The organism is Pseudomonas sp. S2_C03 (assembly GCF_054668405.1).
Genome location: NZ_CP162766.1, coordinates 2,939,084 through 2,955,950, shown reverse-complemented (window position 1 = coordinate 2,955,950; position 16,867 = coordinate 2,939,084). Strand labels below are relative to the sequence as shown.

The 16,867-nt window shown below is 60.1% G+C and carries 15 protein-coding genes; 10 read left to right on the top strand and 5 right to left on the bottom strand.

What is annotated here, in order from left to right; all coding sequences use genetic code 11:
- The first annotated feature begins 93 nt into the window (after positions 1 to 93).
- Positions 94 to 1,110 (top strand): M14 family metallopeptidase, encoded by a 1,017-nt coding sequence (locus tag AB4N64_RS13450; protein ID WP_460126275.1) that lies wholly within the window; start codon positions 94 to 96, stop codon positions 1,108 to 1,110.
- Positions 1,111 to 1,128: 18 nt separating this feature from the next.
- Here AB4N64_RS13450 and AB4N64_RS13445 read toward each other — a convergent pair whose 3' ends face one another.
- Positions 1,129 to 1,407, bottom strand: coding sequence for a Rho-binding antiterminator (locus AB4N64_RS13445; RefSeq protein WP_460126273.1), 279 nt, complete (start codon positions 1,405 to 1,407; stop codon positions 1,129 to 1,131).
- A gap of 347 nt (positions 1,408 to 1,754) precedes the next feature.
- Between AB4N64_RS13445 and AB4N64_RS13440 the strand changes: the two genes are divergently transcribed.
- Positions 1,755 to 3,020, top strand: coding sequence for an OprD family porin (locus AB4N64_RS13440; RefSeq protein ID WP_460126271.1), 1,266 nt, complete (start codon positions 1,755 to 1,757; stop codon positions 3,018 to 3,020).
- A gap of 39 nt (positions 3,021 to 3,059) precedes the next feature.
- Here the strand turns inward: AB4N64_RS13440 and AB4N64_RS13435 are convergent, their stop codons facing one another.
- A complete protein-coding gene (locus tag AB4N64_RS13435) occupies positions 3,060 to 4,088 on the bottom strand; it encodes an AraC family transcriptional regulator (protein WP_460126269.1) in 1,029 nt (342 codons plus the stop codon).
- Between the two features lie 159 nt (positions 4,089 to 4,247).
- Between AB4N64_RS13435 and AB4N64_RS13430 the strand changes: the two genes are divergently transcribed.
- Genes AB4N64_RS13430 through AB4N64_RS13420 form a run of 3 tightly spaced genes read left to right on the top strand, consistent with a single transcriptional unit; the run spans position 4,248 to position 7,360 of the window.
- On the top strand, positions 4,248 to 5,186 hold the full coding sequence (locus AB4N64_RS13430) for a beta-keto acid cleavage family enzyme (protein ID WP_460126267.1): 939 nt from the start codon (positions 4,248 to 4,250) through the stop codon (positions 5,184 to 5,186).
- A gap of 46 nt (positions 5,187 to 5,232) precedes the next feature.
- Positions 5,233 to 6,558, top strand: coding sequence for an MFS transporter (locus AB4N64_RS13425; RefSeq protein ID WP_460126265.1), 1,326 nt, complete (start codon positions 5,233 to 5,235; stop codon positions 6,556 to 6,558).
- A gap of 10 nt (positions 6,559 to 6,568) precedes the next feature.
- The gene (locus AB4N64_RS13420) at positions 6,569 to 7,360 is read left to right on the top strand and encodes an SDR family oxidoreductase (protein ID WP_460126263.1); all 792 of its coding nucleotides are present in this window, start codon (positions 6,569 to 6,571) and stop codon (positions 7,358 to 7,360) included.
- 41 nt (positions 7,361 to 7,401) lie between these two features.
- On the opposite strand, the gene AB4N64_RS13415 is transcribed toward AB4N64_RS13420, so the two are convergent.
- Positions 7,402 to 8,304, bottom strand: coding sequence for a LysR family transcriptional regulator (locus AB4N64_RS13415; protein WP_460126261.1), 903 nt, complete (start codon positions 8,302 to 8,304; stop codon positions 7,402 to 7,404).
- 106 nt (positions 8,305 to 8,410) lie between these two features.
- On the opposite strand from AB4N64_RS13415, the gene AB4N64_RS13410 reads away from it, so the two are divergent.
- Both AB4N64_RS13410 and AB4N64_RS13405 read left to right on the top strand, forming a co-directional pair.
- The gene (locus tag AB4N64_RS13410; protein WP_460126259.1) at positions 8,411 to 9,748 is read left to right on the top strand and encodes an MFS transporter; all 1,338 of its coding nucleotides are present in this window, start codon (positions 8,411 to 8,413) and stop codon (positions 9,746 to 9,748) included.
- Entirely contained in the window at positions 9,745 to 11,019 is a 1,275-nt protein-coding gene (locus AB4N64_RS13405; protein ID WP_460126257.1) for a glucarate dehydratase family protein, read from the top strand. The genes AB4N64_RS13410 and AB4N64_RS13405 overlap by 4 nt, the downstream gene beginning before the upstream one ends.
- Here AB4N64_RS13405 and AB4N64_RS13400 read toward each other — a convergent pair.
- Positions 11,003 to 11,302: a DUF7693 family protein gene (locus AB4N64_RS13400; protein ID WP_460126255.1), complete on the bottom strand. Its 300-nt coding sequence runs from the start codon at positions 11,300 to 11,302 to the stop codon at positions 11,003 to 11,005. The two genes, AB4N64_RS13405 and AB4N64_RS13400, sit on opposite strands and share 17 nt — an antisense overlap.
- Before the next feature lie 220 nt (positions 11,303 to 11,522).
- Between AB4N64_RS13400 and AB4N64_RS13395 the strand changes: the two genes are divergently transcribed.
- The 3 genes from AB4N64_RS13395 (at position 11,523) to metE (ending at position 16,200) form a co-directional block, all read left to right on the top strand.
- Complete coding sequence (locus tag AB4N64_RS13395) at positions 11,523 to 12,530, top strand: ABC transporter substrate-binding protein (protein ID WP_460126253.1); 1,008 nt, start codon at positions 11,523 to 11,525, stop codon at positions 12,528 to 12,530.
- A 107-nt stretch (positions 12,531 to 12,637) separates the two neighbouring features.
- A complete protein-coding gene (locus tag AB4N64_RS13390) occupies positions 12,638 to 13,678 on the top strand; it encodes a GGDEF domain-containing protein (RefSeq protein WP_460126251.1) in 1,041 nt (346 codons plus the stop codon).
- Between the two features lie 233 nt (positions 13,679 to 13,911).
- On the top strand, positions 13,912 to 16,200 hold the full coding sequence (gene metE / locus AB4N64_RS13385) for a 5-methyltetrahydropteroyltriglutamate--homocysteine S-methyltransferase (RefSeq protein ID WP_460126249.1): 2,289 nt from the start codon (positions 13,912 to 13,914) through the stop codon (positions 16,198 to 16,200).
- A 70-nt stretch (positions 16,201 to 16,270) separates the two neighbouring features.
- Here the strand turns inward: metE and AB4N64_RS13380 are convergent, their stop codons facing one another.
- Entirely contained in the window at positions 16,271 to 16,864 is a 594-nt protein-coding gene (locus AB4N64_RS13380) for an LOG family protein (RefSeq protein WP_460126247.1), read from the bottom strand.
- Positions 16,865 to 16,867: the final 3 nt, after the last annotated feature.

Sequence of the window (16,867 nt, the reverse complement as noted above, 5' to 3'; positions counted from 1 at the left end):
TGGTTACGTTGTTTCGGAGCTTAGTTGAGCGTCTGTTCAATAGCCAGCGTTCGCAGCAGTGGTTGGCACGGGTTTCAAGGGGAGGGCAAGGAAATGGTTCAGGATGTCTCGTTCGATGTTCACAACAATAACGGCGATCCGGTGCGTGTCGGTGCCTGGCGCTTCAGCGGCAATGGCAGCGGCCCCATCGTGCATTTGCAGGCAGGGGTGCATGCCGATGAAATCGCCGGCATGCTCGTGCTGCACCTGCTGATGCAACGCCTGCAAGTCGCCCAGGAGCAGGGCCGGCTCAATGGCCAGGTGACGGTGGTGCCCCAGGCCAATCCACTGGGTATCGGCCAGTTTCGCCAAGGGCGCATTCTCGGTCGTTTTCATGACGCCACCGGGCACAATTTCAATCGCGGGTTCGACCAGTCGACCGCCATGGCCCAGCCATCGACCAATGTGCAGCACTGGCAAAAAAGCCTGGTGCAACTGGCCGCCAGCGCGCAGGTGGTGCTGGACCTGCACACCGATGACGAAGCCTTGCCGTACCTCTACGTCCATCGCCGCTTCGCGTTGCAGGGGCGGCAATTGGCGGCGGCGATGAAGATGGAGCTGGCGATCATCTGGGATGACGGTGGCGACGGCTCATTCGAAGAAACCATCATTGCTCCCTGGCTGCGCGACGGTGTCAGCGACCGGCACATGGCCGCGACCCTGGAATTGCGCGGGCAGGGCGACGTCAACGACCACTTCGCCGAGCAGGACGCCCAGGGTCTCTACACCTGGCTCTGCCATTGCGGGGTTATCGATGGACCGTCGACGCTCGCCGACTGGCCTGTCGAGGTGAGGGACATGGCGCAGATGGAAACCCTGCTCGCGCCGAAGCCGGGCGTGCTGATCTTTGAAAAGGAGCTCGGGGATTTTGTTGAAGAGGGCCAGCGCTTCGCTCGTATCCTCGGCCGTCCGGGTGATCCGTCTTCCGAAGTGGTGCTCTGCGCCGAACAGGCTGGACGGATGGTGACGCGTTACCGCGATCGCCTGGTGTCCCAGGGCATGGTGGTGGCCAAGTTCACCGGCAGCCGCATTTCGCGCAACTGGAAGGGTGGGCTGCTCGACCCCAATTGAGGTCGAGCAAGCCGGGTGCTAGAACGAGCAGACTGCGCCCTGGAACTCCACACGACCAAATTGCGCATTGTCGTCCAATGGCGTGATGGCAAGCAGTTGATCGAGACGGATCTCCTGCTGGCCGTCGGCGTTTTCAACGCAGAAAAACTCTTCCTTGTCGCTGGACGTGCGCGTGGTCAACCCCCGGGCCGTAAGGCTCGCGCCATCGATCAACTCGATGTGTAACTGGTAACCACGCAGGCAGGCGATTTCCAGGTAGTCGTGTAGATCACAATCCAGGGGCTGATACTCATTCATGGCGTTACTCCGGGCAACCTTGCAGTTTGATGATGCATCGAAGTGTAGACAACTGCAGTCTCTGGTGCGTCCGCTGGGCCCGCTGGAGACCGAGCTGATCTGTCGGGTTACCCGAAACAACATCAGGCCAGTCCGCGCAACTTGTCCGATCAGGATCTCATGATGTCTGTTAGGGATCTTATGATCACCGGGCAATCTCGCTAGTATCGCCTCGTGCAAAACAACCGGTGACGGCTTTGGCAGTGTCGAAAAACGATACTTCGCCAAACGTGCAGTTGCGCCTTGAAAAAGGCCGCCGGGTTTTGCCTGACCGTCTCGCTCATGAATAAAAATAAAAGAGAGTCCCTATGCGAAATTGCACGCTGGTCAATGCCACGGCTGTTGGCGCTTCTTTCAATCTATTGCTCTTGAGCGCCTCGCTCATTCCCCCTTCGGCGTCTGCCGAGGGGTTCATCGAAGATGCGCACGTGAGCGCCAACTTGAGAAACTACTACATCAATCGCAACTTCACCGAGAGCGCCTACCCTCAGGCCAAGGCGCAGGAGTGGACCCAGAGTGTGATCATGGACGCCCGCTCCGGATTCACCCCGGGTATCGTCGGTTTCGGTGTCGATGCACTGGGCCTCTACTCGCAGAAGCTCGACGGGGGCAAGGGCACGACCAATACCCAACTGCTGCCGGTGCACGGTGACGGACGGCCTGCGGATGACTTCGGTCGCCTGGCGGTTGCGGCCAAAATACGCTTTGCCAAGACCCAGGCGCGTATCGGCGAGTGGGTGGTGACGCTGCCGGTCATTCGTTCTGACGACGGGCGCTCGCTTCCACAAACTTTCCGTGGCGCGCAGATCACCTCCAAAGATCTGGACGACTTCACGTTTTATGGCGGTCAGTTTCGCGGCAACAGTCCGCGCAATGACGCGAGCATGGAAAGGATGTCGATGTTCAATCGACCGGACGTGACCTCGGATCGCTTCAATTTTTCCGGGGTGGAATACGCCTTCAACGACAAGCAGACCCAAGTCGGTGCCTGGTACGCGCAGTTGGAAGATATCTACCATCAGCGCTATTTCAACTTGACGCACTCCCAACCTTTGGGGCAATGGGTGTTGGGCGCAAATCTGGGCTACTTCAGCGGCGAGGACGACGGGAAGAAACTGGCTGGCGATCTCGACAACAAGACTTGGTCAGCCTTGTTGTCGGCGCGTTATCAGGCCAGCACGTTTTACCTGGGGTTGCAGAAGGTAGAGGGTGATAACTGGATGCGCCTCAATGGCACCAGTGGCGCGACGCTGGCGAACGACAGCTTCAGCAACAGTTACGATTTTGCCAACGAGCGATCCTGGCAGGTGCGCCATGATTTTGATTTCGCCGCACTGGGTGTTCCGGGGCTGACCGTGATGAACCGCTACATCAACGGTTCGGATGTGCATTCCGCGGGTGTCACTGATGGCAAGGAGTGGGGGCGCGAAACGGAATTTACCTATGTGGTACAGAGTGGAGCGCTCAGGAACCTGTCCCTTCGCTGGCGCAATTCGGTGATCAAGCGTGATTTCAGCCTGGCGGACTTCAACGAAAACCGCCTCATCGTCAGCTACCCGCTGTCCATCCTCTGAGCTTGATACGTTGATGGTCGACTGCGTCGACCATCAACTTCACCCCTGGCGATAGTCTTTCGTGGTTTTGCCGGTCCAGCGCTTGAACGCTCGGCGGAAGTTGGTCGGCTCGGAAAAACCCAGCAGCAGCGCAATATCGTCGGTGCTCATGATGGTGGTCTTCAGGTACTCGATCGCCAGCGAGCAACGCACGTCATCGGTAATCGCCACAAATGAAGTGCCTTCGTCCTGCAATTTGCGACGCAGGCTGCGCGTGGTCATGTGCAACTTCTCGGCCACCGTTTCCATGTCCGGAAATGCCCCGGGGGTTTGCATCATCATCTGGTACACCTCGCCCGAAATCCCCGACGACACCTTTGCCTGGCCGATCAGACGGTCGCAGGTTTCCTGTAGAACGGTGGCCGTCAGACGGTGGGCCAGGTGGGGTTTGTGATCCAGGATCGAGCTGTCGTAATGCAATTCGCATTGGGGGTGATCGAAAATGCACGGGCAGCCCAGGTATTGCTCGTAGATATCGGCGTGGGGTGGCGCCGGGTAGGCAAAGCACGCCTTGGTGGGCGGACAGGTCTGGCCAAACACGTCCTGCAGGTGTGTGACGTGCTGGGTAAATTGTTGCTCGATCAGGAACCGCTTGATCTCCATCGAAGGCACCGGATTGGACGCGTCAGGGAAGGTCCAGACGGCCTCGCTCTCATATTCGTGCCATTCAATCGTCAGCGTTGGGGTGGCAAGCGAGTGGTATTTCACGCCGAGCCTGAAGTAGTCGCGCAATGACAGGCAGGACATCAAGGCGTACCCGTACATGCCATAGGCCGACAGATGCAGGCGCGAGCCGGTCTTGAACGGGGTGGCGGGGTCCTTGGACAGTGTCACCGCATTGCTGCAGACCGCTGCGTATTGCCTGACCGAAGTGAGCGCCGTTGCGTCGTAGATCGCTTCTTCGTCCACACCGCTGCCCTTGAGGCTGTCCGCCGGTGCGATGCCTTGTTCACTCAAGACTTCCACCAGTGCCGCGATCTTGTAGGGCGCGTAGATACGTTCGTTGAACAGCGGCGTTTTCGGCGGCATGGGCCGGCTCCTGAAGGTGTCCCTTAGGGATTCATTGATGTCCGTTAAGGATCTTACTAAGCCGTGGGAAATTCAATAAGCTCGTTTGCAAATGCAGTGGCGACAGTTCGGGCCTGTTCCCGGCGCACCTGCCCAACCAATAACAAGATCGGGTTACCCATGAGTTCAGTCAGCCGCAAAGTCATCATTTCCTGCGCGATCACCGGTGCGACGCATACACCGTCGATGTCCGAGTATCTGCCGCTCACTCCGGCGGACATCGAACGGCAGTCGATCGAGGCGGCCGAGGCCGGTGCGGCGGTGCTGCACTTGCATGCCCGCGACCCTCTGGACGGTCGTCCGACCCCGGACCCGGCGGTGTTCAGCCAGTTCGTGCCGGCCATTGCGCAAGCCACCGACGCCATCATCAACATCACCACCGGCGGCAGCACCCGTATGACGCTGGCGCAACGGCTCGCGTACCCGTTGCTCGCCAAGCCGGAGCTGTGCTCGTTGAACATGGGGTCGATGAACTTTTCGATCCATCCCATCGCCGGCAAGATTTCCAGTTGGCGGCACAGCTGGGAAAAGGAACACATCGAAGGCATGGAAGACGTTGTGTTCAAGAACACCTTCAAGGACATCCGCAACATCATGCTGGAGCTTGGCGAGTACGGCACCCGGTTCGAATTCGAGTGCTATGACGTCGGCCATCTGTACAACCTGGCGTACTTCGTGGAGCAGGGCCTGGTCAAGCCGCCGTTCTTCATCCAGTCGTGCTTCGGCATCCTCGGCGGCCTGGGCGCCGACCCGGAAAACATGAGCATCATGCGTGCTACTGCGGACCGCCTGTTCGGTCGGGAAAACTACCAGTTCTCCATCCTCGGTGCCGGTCGCCATCAGCTGTCGTTCGTGACCATGGGTGCGATCATGGGCGGCCACGTGCGGGTGGGGCTGGAAGACAGTATCTATCTGGCCAAAGGGGTGAAAGCCCGAACCAACGCCGAACAGGTGCGCAAGGTTCGCCACATTCTTGAAGAGCTGTCGTTCGAGATCGCAACGCCGGCAGAGGCGCGAGAGATGCTCGGTCTCAAGGGCAAAGACAAGGTCCAGCTGTAAACACGGCGTTTGAACCGTTAAAACAATAACAAGAAGAGGCTTCTCCATGACAATCATGCCAAGCACCAATGATTTGCATTGGCTTGCCACCCGGCGAGCAATGGCGCGACTCATCCCATTGATGTGTGCCATTTACTTCATGTCGTACCTGGACCGTACCAATGTCGCACTGGCCAAGGCTGCGTTGAACGCCGACCTCGGCATCAGTGCCGCTGCCTACGGTCTGGGTGCAGGGATTTTCTTCCTCGGGTATGCCCTGTTGGAGGTGCCCAGCAATTTGCTCGCGCATCGCATCGGGCCACGTCGCTGGATTGCCCGGATTGCGGTGACCTGGGGCACGCTGTCCTCGGCCATGATGTTTGTGCAGGGTGAATGGTCGTTCTACTTGTTGCGGGTCCTGCTGGGCATTGCCGAGGCCGGCCTGTTTCCTGCGCTGATGTACATGGTCACGCTGTGGTTCGCGCCCAAGGATCGCGCCATTGCCATCGGCTGGATCTACCTTGCCCCGGCGCTGGCCCTGGTCATCGGCAACCCGATTGGTGGCGCACTGATGAAAATGGACGGCATCGGTGGCCTGCATGGCTGGCAGTGGATGTTTTTGCTGGAAGGTCTGCCCAGCATCATTGTGGGGGTGATCCTGTGGTTCAAGCTGCCGGAGCGTCCACGGGACGCCCGCTGGCTGACGCCGGCACAAGCGCAATCGCTGGAAACCCATGCGTTGCTGCCCGGCCATGCGAATTCGCACGAATATTCCGGCCATTGGGTCAAGGCGCTCAAGCGTCCGACTACCATCCTGATCGGTTTGATTTATTTCTTGAACCAAGTAGCGTTTGTCGGGCTGGTGTTTTTCACGCCGTCGATCATTCAACAGATGCAAATTACGTCACCGCTGACCGTAGGGTTGCTGTCCAGCAGCGTCGGTTTCGGATTCCTCGCCGGGGTGCTGGTGTTGCCGCGAATCCACCGCAGGATCGCCCGGGACTGCTATTGCCTGGGGCTGTTCACCGTTGGCCTGATTGCCAGTTCGGTGGCGTTTACGCTCGTTGCTGATGCACCGGTTCGCATCGCGTTGTTTACCGCTACGGCATTCTTTGCCGGTGGGGTATTGCCGATCTACTGGGCCATCGCCATGAAACGCCTCCAAGGGATCCAGGCGGCCGCCGGCCTCGCGTTCATCAACACCATCGGTTTGCTGGGCGGTTTTGCCGGGCCGTACCTGTTCGGGATCGCCGAGAAAGCCACGGGGCTGAGTTCATCGGGTTTTTATGTGATTGTTGGCGCTGCGGTGCTGGGCTTGATCCTGGTGCCACTGCTGGCTAAAGCCATCGACAACGAAACAACGCCGGTTGCCGCCGAACTGGCCATCCAATAAGAGAGTTGCCATGAAAATTGTTGATTTGCTGACGCCGCCCGCCAACCTGAAAGTGATCATTACCGGTGGGGCGGCAGGCATTGGCGCGGTCATCGCCAGGGCCTTCCATGAAGTGGGTGCGCACGTCTATGTCTGCGATATCAATGCCGGTGCGGTCGAACGCATGAAAGTCGAGTTTCCCGGCATGCACGGCGGCGTCGTGGATGTCGGCATCAAGCAGCACGTTGACCGTGTGATGGATGAGGCAATCACGCTGCTCGGTGGTCTTGATGTGCTGGTGAACAACGCCGGAATCGCCGGCCCTACGGGTAACATCGAGTCGCTGGACAGCGATGCCTGGGAGCAGACGGTCGCGACCAACCTGAACAGTCAGTATTTCTTCCTGCGCAAAGCGGTGCCTTGGCTGAAAAAGTCTGGCCAGAACCCGCACATCATCGCAATGTCGTCCGTGGCAGGACGGCTGGGGTATCCCTTCAGGACGCCTTACGCGTCAACCAAGTGGGCAGTGGTCGGGCTGATGAAGTCGCTGGCCAGCGAGCTGGGGCCGGACAACATTCGGGTCAATGCAATCTTGCCAGGCGTCGTGGAAGGGGAGCGCATGGATCGGGTGATCGATGCCAGGGCGCAGACGCTTGGCATCAGCTTTGAGGCGATGCGCGATCAGTACCTGGAGAAAATCTCCCTGCGTCGGATGGTCACGATGGAGGACGTTGCCGCGCTGGCGCTGTTCCTGTCCTCACGCGCGGCGGTGAACGTTACCGGGCAGGCGATCAGCGTTGATGGCAACGTCGAGTACCTGTGACCGTAAAGCGATTGTTCCCGCGCAGCCTGTAAGCGCGGGTATCAACTCCCCCAACCCTCCCGTACCGCCCGGCGAATCGCCTCCAGCAGCATCGCGAACGCCGGGTTGTCATTGTTCTCCCGCCAGATCAGGTGCAGCTCGCTTTGCACCCCTTCGCCCAGGTCGATGTCGCGAAACACCACATTCCTGAACACCACACTGCTGGCGCAGCGCGGCACCAGGGCAAGGCCCATGCCGGCGTTGACCAGGGCCAGGATGGTCAGCGACGAGCCAAGCCATTGCACGTACTCCGGCGCCACCCGGGCGGAGCGGAGCATGCCGGTGAGCAGTTCGTTGAAGGGCGGATAGGCAGCGTGCGAGTACATGAGAAACGGCTGCCCATCCAGGTCGCTGACCGACACCGTGTCGGCGCGGGCCAGGCGATGCTGGCTGGGCACCGCCAGCACGAACGGCTCGCGGACCAGGCATTCGGTGGCGTAACCGGGCTCCAGCAACGGTGCGCGGGCAATGCCCAGGTCGATGCGCCGTGCGCGTAACGCCTCGTGCTGCTGATAAGTGTTCATCTCTGCCAGGTCGATTTTCACCTGGGGCTGCTTGAGCCGGGCTTCGGCGATCACCTTGGGCAAAAATTCATAGACGGCGCTGCCGACGAAACTGATGTTCACCGAACCGATGTCGCCCTCGGCGAAACGGCGGGCGGTGACGGCAGCCTGTTGCGCACGCTCCAGCAGGTTCTGCGCTTCGATGAAAAACGCCCGGCCCGCCGCGGTCAGCGCCACGCTGCGGGTGCTGCGGGTGAACAGTTCGACGCCCAGGTGATGCTCCAGCAACTGAATCTGCCGGCTCAGCGGCGGCTGGGTCATGTTCAACCGTTCGGCGGCCCGGCGGAAGTTGAGTTCGGTGGCCACCGTGGTGAAGCAGCGTAGTTGGGTCAGTTCGAACATTGATCTAATCCAGGTATCAATCAAGTGCCAAGTTAGATTAGACGGGATCAATGTCGGCGTCCATGATCGAACCGTCCCTAAAAAAACAATGAATGGGAGTCGCCCCTTGAATACCCTCCAGCCCGACCCGAACGTGCTCGCCCGCGCGGCGGCCAAGGTGAAACGCCACGTGCTGCCGCTCTTCGTGGTCATGTTCATCGTCAACTACATCGACCGGGTCAACATCGGCTTCGTGCGCAGTCACCTGGAAACCGACCTGGGCATCGGCGCTGCGGCCTATGGCCTGGGTGCCGGTCTGTTCTTCATCGGTTACGCCATCTTCGAAGTCCCGTCCAACATGCTGCTGCAACGCTACGGCGCCCGCGCCTGGCTCACGCGCATCATGTTCACCTGGGGCGCGGCCGCCATGGCCATGGCCTTCGTGCGTGGCGAGACCAGCTTCTACGTGCTGCGCTTCATTCTGGGCGCGGCCGAGGCCGGGTTCTTCCCCGGCATCATCTACTACTTCACCCAATGGCTGCCGGCCACCGAGCGCGGCAAGGCCATGGCGATTTTTCTCAGTGGTTCGGCCATTGCCTCGGTGATTTCCGGCCCGGTTTCCGGCGCCTTGCTGCACGTGAGCGGGTTGAGCCTGCACGGCTGGCAGTGGATGTTCCTGATCGAGGGTTTCGCCTCGATCGTGCTCTGCGGCTTCGTCTGGTTCTGGTTGCAGTCCCATCCACGCCAGGCCAACTGGTTGAGCACTGAAGAAAAAGACGCGCTGATCGACGCCATTGCCCTGGAACAGCAGGCCCGTGAAGCCACCCAAACGGTCAAGCCGTCGATGTTCAAGCTCCTAGCGGACAGGCAGATCGCGCTGTTCTGTTTCATCTACTTTTCCATCGCCCTGACCATATACGGCGCCACGTTCTGGTTGCCGAGCATGATCAAGAAGATGGGCAACCTCGGCGACTTCCAGGTCGGCCTGTTCAACTCGATTCCCTGGATCATCTCCATCGTCGCCATGTACGGCTTCGCGGCCATGGCCTCCAAGTGGAAATACCAACAGGCCTGGGTCGCGCTGACGCTGGTGATTGCCGCCACAGGCATGTTCATGTCCACCACGGGCGGGCCGGTGTTTGCCTTCGTCGCCATCTGTTTTGCCGCGATCGGCTTCAAGGCGGCCTCGGCCCTGTTCTGGCCCATTCCCCAAGGCTACCTGGATGCGCGCATCGCCGCGGCGGTGATCGCCCTGATCAACTCCATCGGCAACCTCGGCGGCTTCGTGGCCCCGGCGACCTTCGGTTTCCTGGAGCAGAAAACCGGTTCCATCGAAGGTGGCCTCTATGGTCTGGCCGCTACATCGCTGGTGGCGGCGGTGGTGATTTTCTTCGCCCGCACGTCGCCACACACCTCTTTTCGTCACCCCGCCTTGAAACCTGAGCCAAAGGGAGCAGCCTCTTGAAAATCACCCGAGTCACCGTCACCCCCATTGCTTTCCGTGATCCGCCGCTGCTCAATGCCAGCGGGATTCACGAGCCCTTTGCACTGCGGTCGATCATCGAGATCGAGAGCGACAACGGCTACATCGGTCTGGGGGAAAGCTACGGCGACGCACCCGCGCTGGCGATCCAGCAGCAATTGCAGTCGCAATTGATCGGCCTGGACCCATTCAACCTCAATGAGCTGCGGCGCATCGTCCAGGCCACCGTGGCGGCGAACAAGCCCGCGAGCCTGGCCGGCGCCGAGCTGGCACCGGGCTCCCACGCCAGCAAAGCGGTGAGCAACGCCTATTCGGCGTTTGAAGTGGCGTTCCTGGATTTGCAGGCGCATTCGTTGAACGTGCCATTGGTGGACTTGTTGGGCGGGGCGATTCGTGACGAGATTCCGTTCAGCGCCTACCTGTTTTTCAAGTACGCCGAACATGTGAACTCGCCCTACAAACCGGACAACTGGGGCGAGGCGCTGAACGAAGAACAGATCGTCGCCCAGGCTCGTCGGATGATCGAGGCCTACGGCTTCAAGAGCATCAAACTCAAGGCGGGCACACTGCCGCCGGAGCACGAAGTGTCGTGCATCAAGGCATTGAAAAAGGCGTTCCCCGGATATCCCTTGCGCATCGACCCGAACGGCAACTGGTCACTGGAAACCTCCATCCGCATGGCCGAATTGCTGGGCGACGATCTGCAGTATTACGAAGATCCTACCCCGGGCCTGGATGGCATGGCCGAGCTGCACAAACGCACAGGCCTGCCATTGGCGACCAACATGGTGGTCACCGATTTCGACGAGTTCCGCCGTAGCATCGCCTTGAACAGCGTGCAGATCGTCCTCGCCGACCATCATTACTGGGGCGGCCTGCGCGACACCCAGGCGCTGGCAAAAATGTGCGAGACCTTTGGCCTGGGCGTGTCGATGCACTCCAATTCGCATTTGGGCATCAGCCTGATGGCGATGGCGCACGTGGCCGCGTCGGTGCCCAATCTGGACTACGCCTGCGACACCCATTACCCGTGGCAGGAACCGGACGAAGAAGTGATCAAGGGTGGCAAGCTGCCGATTGTCGATGGCTGCGTGAAGATCACCCGCGCGCCGGGCCTGGGCCTGGAGCTGGATCACGATCAACTCGGCAAGCTGCATGACCAGTACCTGACCTGCGGCATTCGCCAGCGCGACGACGTCAAACAGATGCAGCGCTACAAACCGGAGTGGAAGGCGGTCAAACCGCGCTTCTAAGTCCGCCCAGCAACCGCTCGACCTGCGCCAGCTCCCAGGTACTGAGCAGGCTCACCGGGTCGGTGCGCAGCCAGAGGTCGTGCCCGGCTTCGCGACCATCCGGGCTGCGGCAATGTTGGCAGTGGCGCAGATGCGTGCCGTCGACCTCGAGGGTCAGGTGCCAACCCTCGATGTCGACGGTCACCAGGCCGGACTCGTCGGGTGCGCTCACCCGCCGCATCGGCCGAACCTCAAGCGCTGCATCGCGCAGCAATTGGTAAATCTCACGGGTGCCAAGTGACATAAAAATCCTGGTTTGCTGTAGGAGCGAGCTTGCTCGCGATAGCCGTGTGGTCATTCGACATGGATGTTGACTGATACGCCGCTATCGCGAGCAAGCTCGCTCCTACAGATAATTTATATTCTTATTGGGAATAACCAAATAATAATTAAGAATTATTTTGTATATAAAATTTCATGCACTATCGCTGCGACCATTTTTCTGACCTCACAGCGAGTATCTCATGGCAACCCCTAACAAGACCCTTCTGGCCATAACGCTTGCAGCGGCGGTTGCGCTGCTGACCCCCGGTGCCCAGGCCGAGGGCAAGATCAGCATCGCCCAGCAATTCGGCATCGGTTACCTGATCCTGGACGTGGTGCGCGACCAGCAGCTGATCGAGAAACACGGCAAGGAACAGGGCCTGGACATCAAGGTCGATTGGAACAGCATCTCCGGTGCTACGGCGATGAACGAAGCGCTGCTCGCTGGCGCCCTGGACGTGGTGTCGGCTGGCGTGCCGCCGATGTTGACCATCTGGGACCGCACCAAGGGCAAGCAGAACGTCAAGGCGATTGCCTCGCTGGGTTCGATGCCCAATTACCTGCTGACCAACAACCCGAATGTCAAAACCCTGAAGGATTTCTCCGACAAGGACCGCATTGCCGTGCCGGCTGCCGGGGTCGGGTTCCAGTCCCGCACCTTGCAGATCGAAACGGCCAAGCAGTTCGGCAACGAGCACTACAAGAAATTCGACGACATTTCGATCAGCCTGGCCCACCCCGATGCAACGGCTGCCCTGATTGCCGGTGGCTCGGAGATCAATTCGCACTTTTCCAGCCCGCCGTTCCAGTATCAGGAATTGCAGAACCCCAATGTGCACAAAGTGTTGAGTTCCTACGACGTGCTGGGTGGTCAGGCAACCTTCAACGTGTTGTACACCACGGAAAAATTCCACGACGAAAACCCGAAGACCTACAAGGCCTTCTACGACGCACTGGCTGAAGCGGAGAAGATCATCAAGGCCGACAAGTCCGCCGCCGCCAAGACCTACATCCGCGTCGAGCAGTCGAAGCTGCCGCTCGAACTGGTCGAGAAGATCGTCAATGACCCGGAAATCAACTTCACCGTCGTGCCGCAGCGCACGGGTGTCTACGCCGAGAAGCTGCAGGAGCTGGGCGTGCTGAAAAACAAGGCTGAAAGCTGGAAGGACTACTTCTTCGAAGAAGCCCACGGTGGTGCTGGCAGCTAATACGCCAGACTTCATCACTACCACCGAAGAGGGATGGCTGTTTGCCTCACGTGTGGTTATGCTCGGCAGGTTTTGCGTTTGCCAATCATTAACAACAAAGTGATGACATGAGCCCAATAGAGACGCGTGCGACGGCGCTGGCGCTGTATCCGGAAGACTCCCGCGAGGCCGCGGCTCTGCTCAAACAAGCTGTTCCCCTGATGGTGAAACACAACATCCCGCCCAATCCGGTGCATTACGCGCTGTGGTACACCTACAGCAAGGGCGAGGACACCGAGCTCAATCGTCACCTGGATCGCGTGGTCAGGGACTTCGACGGCTTTCCGCCGGAGTCGGCCACGCGGTTGTTTCGCGATTACATCATCCGTGATGAGCTGGAAGAGGCGCGCGCCGGGCAGCAACAGGCGATCAACCTGGTAGACGACATGCACCGCGACGTGTCCCGCAGCGTCGAGGGCAGTCTGGATTTCCAGAGCAGCCTGGGGCGTTGTATCGAAATGCTCGAGTCGCCGGCCAACGAACGCTTGCCGGACATCCTCAGCGAGCTGCAACACAGCACCCAACTCATGCAGACTCAACAGGAACGATTCCTGTCGCAACTGAGCACCGCGCAAAACGAGATCAAGAGCCTGCGGGACAAGCTCGAACGCGCACAACTGGCCGCGACCCTCGATGGCCTGACCGAGTTGCTCAATCGCAGCGCGTTCGCCCGCCTGCTGGATGAGGCGTTAGGTCACGGCGCTTCGGGTGTTGCGCTGGTGATGCTCGATATCGACCACTTCAAACAATTCAACGATCAATACGGCCATCCGTTGGGTGACCGCGTACTCAAGCATGTCGCGCAGGTGTTGCGCAGTTCGCTGCCGGTCCACGCCACGGCAGCGCGTTACGGCGGCGAGGAGTTCTGCGTGATTCTGGAACACTGCCCGGACCTGGAAACGGCTGTCGTATTCGCCGAGCAGATACGCACGAAGGTGCAGTCCTTGCGCATCAAGGCCCGTGGCGACGGCAAGGTGCTCGATACCATCACCGCGTCCTTCGGCGTGGCCTTCGCGCAACCGGGCGAGCAACCGGACAACCTGCTGACCCGGGCCGATGACGCCCTGTACCAGGCCAAGCGCACAGGGCGTAATCGCGTCCATCGCTGAATACCTGACTACTGTAGGAGCGAGCATGCTCGCGATGGTCGTTAACGATAACGCTGGCTACCAGATACCCTGCGGTGCCGGTGACACCATCGCGAGCATGCTCGCTCCTACAGGAGATCTGTGTCGCTTCTTATTATGAGAAAAACTCGCGATCATCGCGATTAAAATGAGTTTGTCTCACTGCATGCCTACTACCGACAATGTGCCCATCAAACACATTGGAGTTATTTGTCATGGCTTTGGCCCATTCCCTTGGATTTCCGCGCATTGGCCGCGACCGCGAATTGAAGAAAGCACAGGAAGCCTTCTGGAAGGGTGAGCTGAGCGAAGAGGGCCTGCGCGCCGTTGGCCGTGAGCTGCGCAAGAGCCATTGGGATCTGCAGAAAAACGCCGGCATCGAGCTGCTGCCGGTCGGCGATTTCGCCTGGTACGACCAGGTCCTGACCCATTCCCTGATGTTCGGGGTGATCCCTGAGCGCTTCCGCCCAGCCAATGGCCAGGCTTCATTGCAGACCCTGTTCGGCATGGCGCGTGGTGTCAGTGACAGCTGCTGCGGTGGCGCACATGCCCAGGAAATGACCAAGTGGTTCGACACCAACTATCACTACCTGGTCCCTGAGTTCACCGCCGACCAACCATTCCATCTGGGCTGGGAGCAGTTGTTCGAAGAAGTCGAAGAAGCCCGCGCGCTGGGTCACAACGTCAAGCCCGTGGTGATCGGCCCGCTGACTTACCTGTGGCTGGGCAAGACCAAGGGCAGTGATTTCGACAAGCTTGACCTGCTGGACCGCCTGCTGCCGCTTTACGGCCAGATCTTCCAGCGCCTGGCCGCGCAGGGCGTCGAGTGGGTTCAGATCGACGAGCCCATCCTGGTACTCGACTTGCCACAAGCGTGGAAGAACGCCTTTGAACGCGCCTACAACCTGATTCAACGCGACCCGCTGAAAAAACTCGTCGCCACCTACTTCGGCGGTCTGGAAGAAAACCTCGGCCTGGCGGCGAACCTGCCGGTCGATGGCCTGCACATCGATCTGGTCCGCGCTCCAGAGCAATACCCGACCATTCTCGATCGCCTGCCGGCCTATAAGGTGTTGTCGCTGGGTGTGGTCAACGGCCGTAACGTGTGGCGCTGCGACCTGGAAAAAGCGCTGGCCACCCTGCAACACGCCAACGAGCGTCTGGGTGATCGCCTGTGGGTGGCGCCGTCCTGCTCGCTGCTGCACAGCCCCGTGGACCTGGGGCGTGAAGACAAGCTCGATGCCGAACTGAAAAGCTGGCTGGCGTTTGCCGTACAGAAGTGTGAAGAAGTGGCGGTCCTCGCCCAGGCCGTCAACGAACCGCAGGCGCCACACGTGCTGCGTGCCTTGACCAACAGCCGATCCGTCCAGGCCAGCCGTGCCGCTTCGCCGCGTATCCACAAACCCGAGGTGCAGGCCCGTGTGGGGGCGATCACCGCCAACGATAGCCAGCGTCACTCGTCCTTCGACGGCCGTATCGGCAAACAACGCGTGCGCCTGAACCTGCCATTGTTCCCGACGACTTCCATCGGCTCGTTCCCGCAAACCTCGGCCATTCGTCTGGCTCGCCAGTCGTTCAAGCAAGGCAAGCTGACGGCAGCCGAATACACCGAAGCGATGCACAGCGAAATCCGGCATGCGGTGCAGGTGCAGGAACGCCTGGGGCTTGACGTCCTCGTGCACGGCGAAGCCGAGCGTAACGACATGGTCGAATACTTCGCCGAGCAGATCGACGGCTACATGTTCACCCGCTTTGGCTGGGTGCAAAGCTACGGTTCGCGCTGCGTGAAACCGGCGGTGATCTTCGGCGACCTCAGCCGTCCGCAAGCCATGACCGTGGAGTGGATCCGTTACGCCCAGGGCCTGACCGACAAGGTCATGAAAGGCATGCTGACGGGCCCCGTGACCATGCTGATGTGGTCGTTCCCCCGCGAAGACGTGTCTCGCAAGGTCCAGGCGCAACAACTGGCACTGGCCCTGCGTGACGAAGTGGTGGACCTGGAAACGGCCGGCATCAAAGTCGTGCAGATCGACGAAGCCGCCTTCCGCGAAGGCTTGCCGCTGCGTCGTGCGCAATGGCAGGACTACCTGGACTGGGCCGTGGAAGCGTTCCGCCTCACCGCCAGCGGTGTACGCGACGAAACGCAGATCCACACCCACATGTGCTACAGCGAGTTCAACGACGTGATCAAGTCAATCGCGGCCATGGACGCCGACGTGATCACCATCGAAACCTCGCGTTCGGACATGGAACTGCTCGACGCCTTCGAAGCGTTCGACTACCCGAACGACATCGGTCCGGGCGTCTACGACATTCACTCGCCACGGGTCCCGGATGCCTCGGAAATGGCCAACCTGCTGCGCAAGGCTGCCCAGCGTATTCCCGCCGAGCGCTTGTGGGTCAACCCGGATTGCGGCTTGAAAACTCGCGGCTGGCCGGAAACCGAAGCGGCGCTGGTCCACATGGTCACGGCGGCGCGCCAACTGCGTAAAGAATTGGCCTGATACGCCGCGCAAAGCCCGGCGGAAATACGTCTGCGTGTTTGCGCCGGGAGCTGCTCGCGATGCGAGCTGACTAGGGCCGTTCAATCCATTTGGTCGTCAACGGCGGTTGCCATTTTTCCAGCGCGTCAATCAGTGCCGCCGGGTCTTTGTCGATCATCAGCATCCGGCTATGTTCGGCCTTCATGAAACCTTCCTGTACCGCGTGGTCCAGCAGGCTGCGCACCGGTTTGAAAAAGTCACTGATGTCCAGGCAGGCGACGCCCTTGCGGTGTTCGCCCAACTGCGTCAGGGTGGCCGCTTCGAACAGCTCTTCAAACGTGCCCAGCCCGCCGGGCAAAGCGATGAACGCGTCGGCGGACTCACTCATGCGGGTCTTGCGGCTGCGCATGTCCGCGGTCACTTCGTGTGCGGTCAGGCCCTGGTGCAGGTGTCCGAGGTCGAACAGCAGACGCGTGATGATGCCGACCACTACACCGCCCTCGGCCAGTACCGTGTCGGCCATGACGCCCATCAAGCCCTTGTCGGTGCCACCGTAAATCAGGCGGATACCGCGTCTGGCGATCTCCCGACCCAATGCCTGGGCACCCGCGACGTAGTTGGCGTTGAAGCCAAAATTGGAGCCTGAGAACACGGCGATGCTGCGGATGGGGGAAGGGCTGGTCATCGA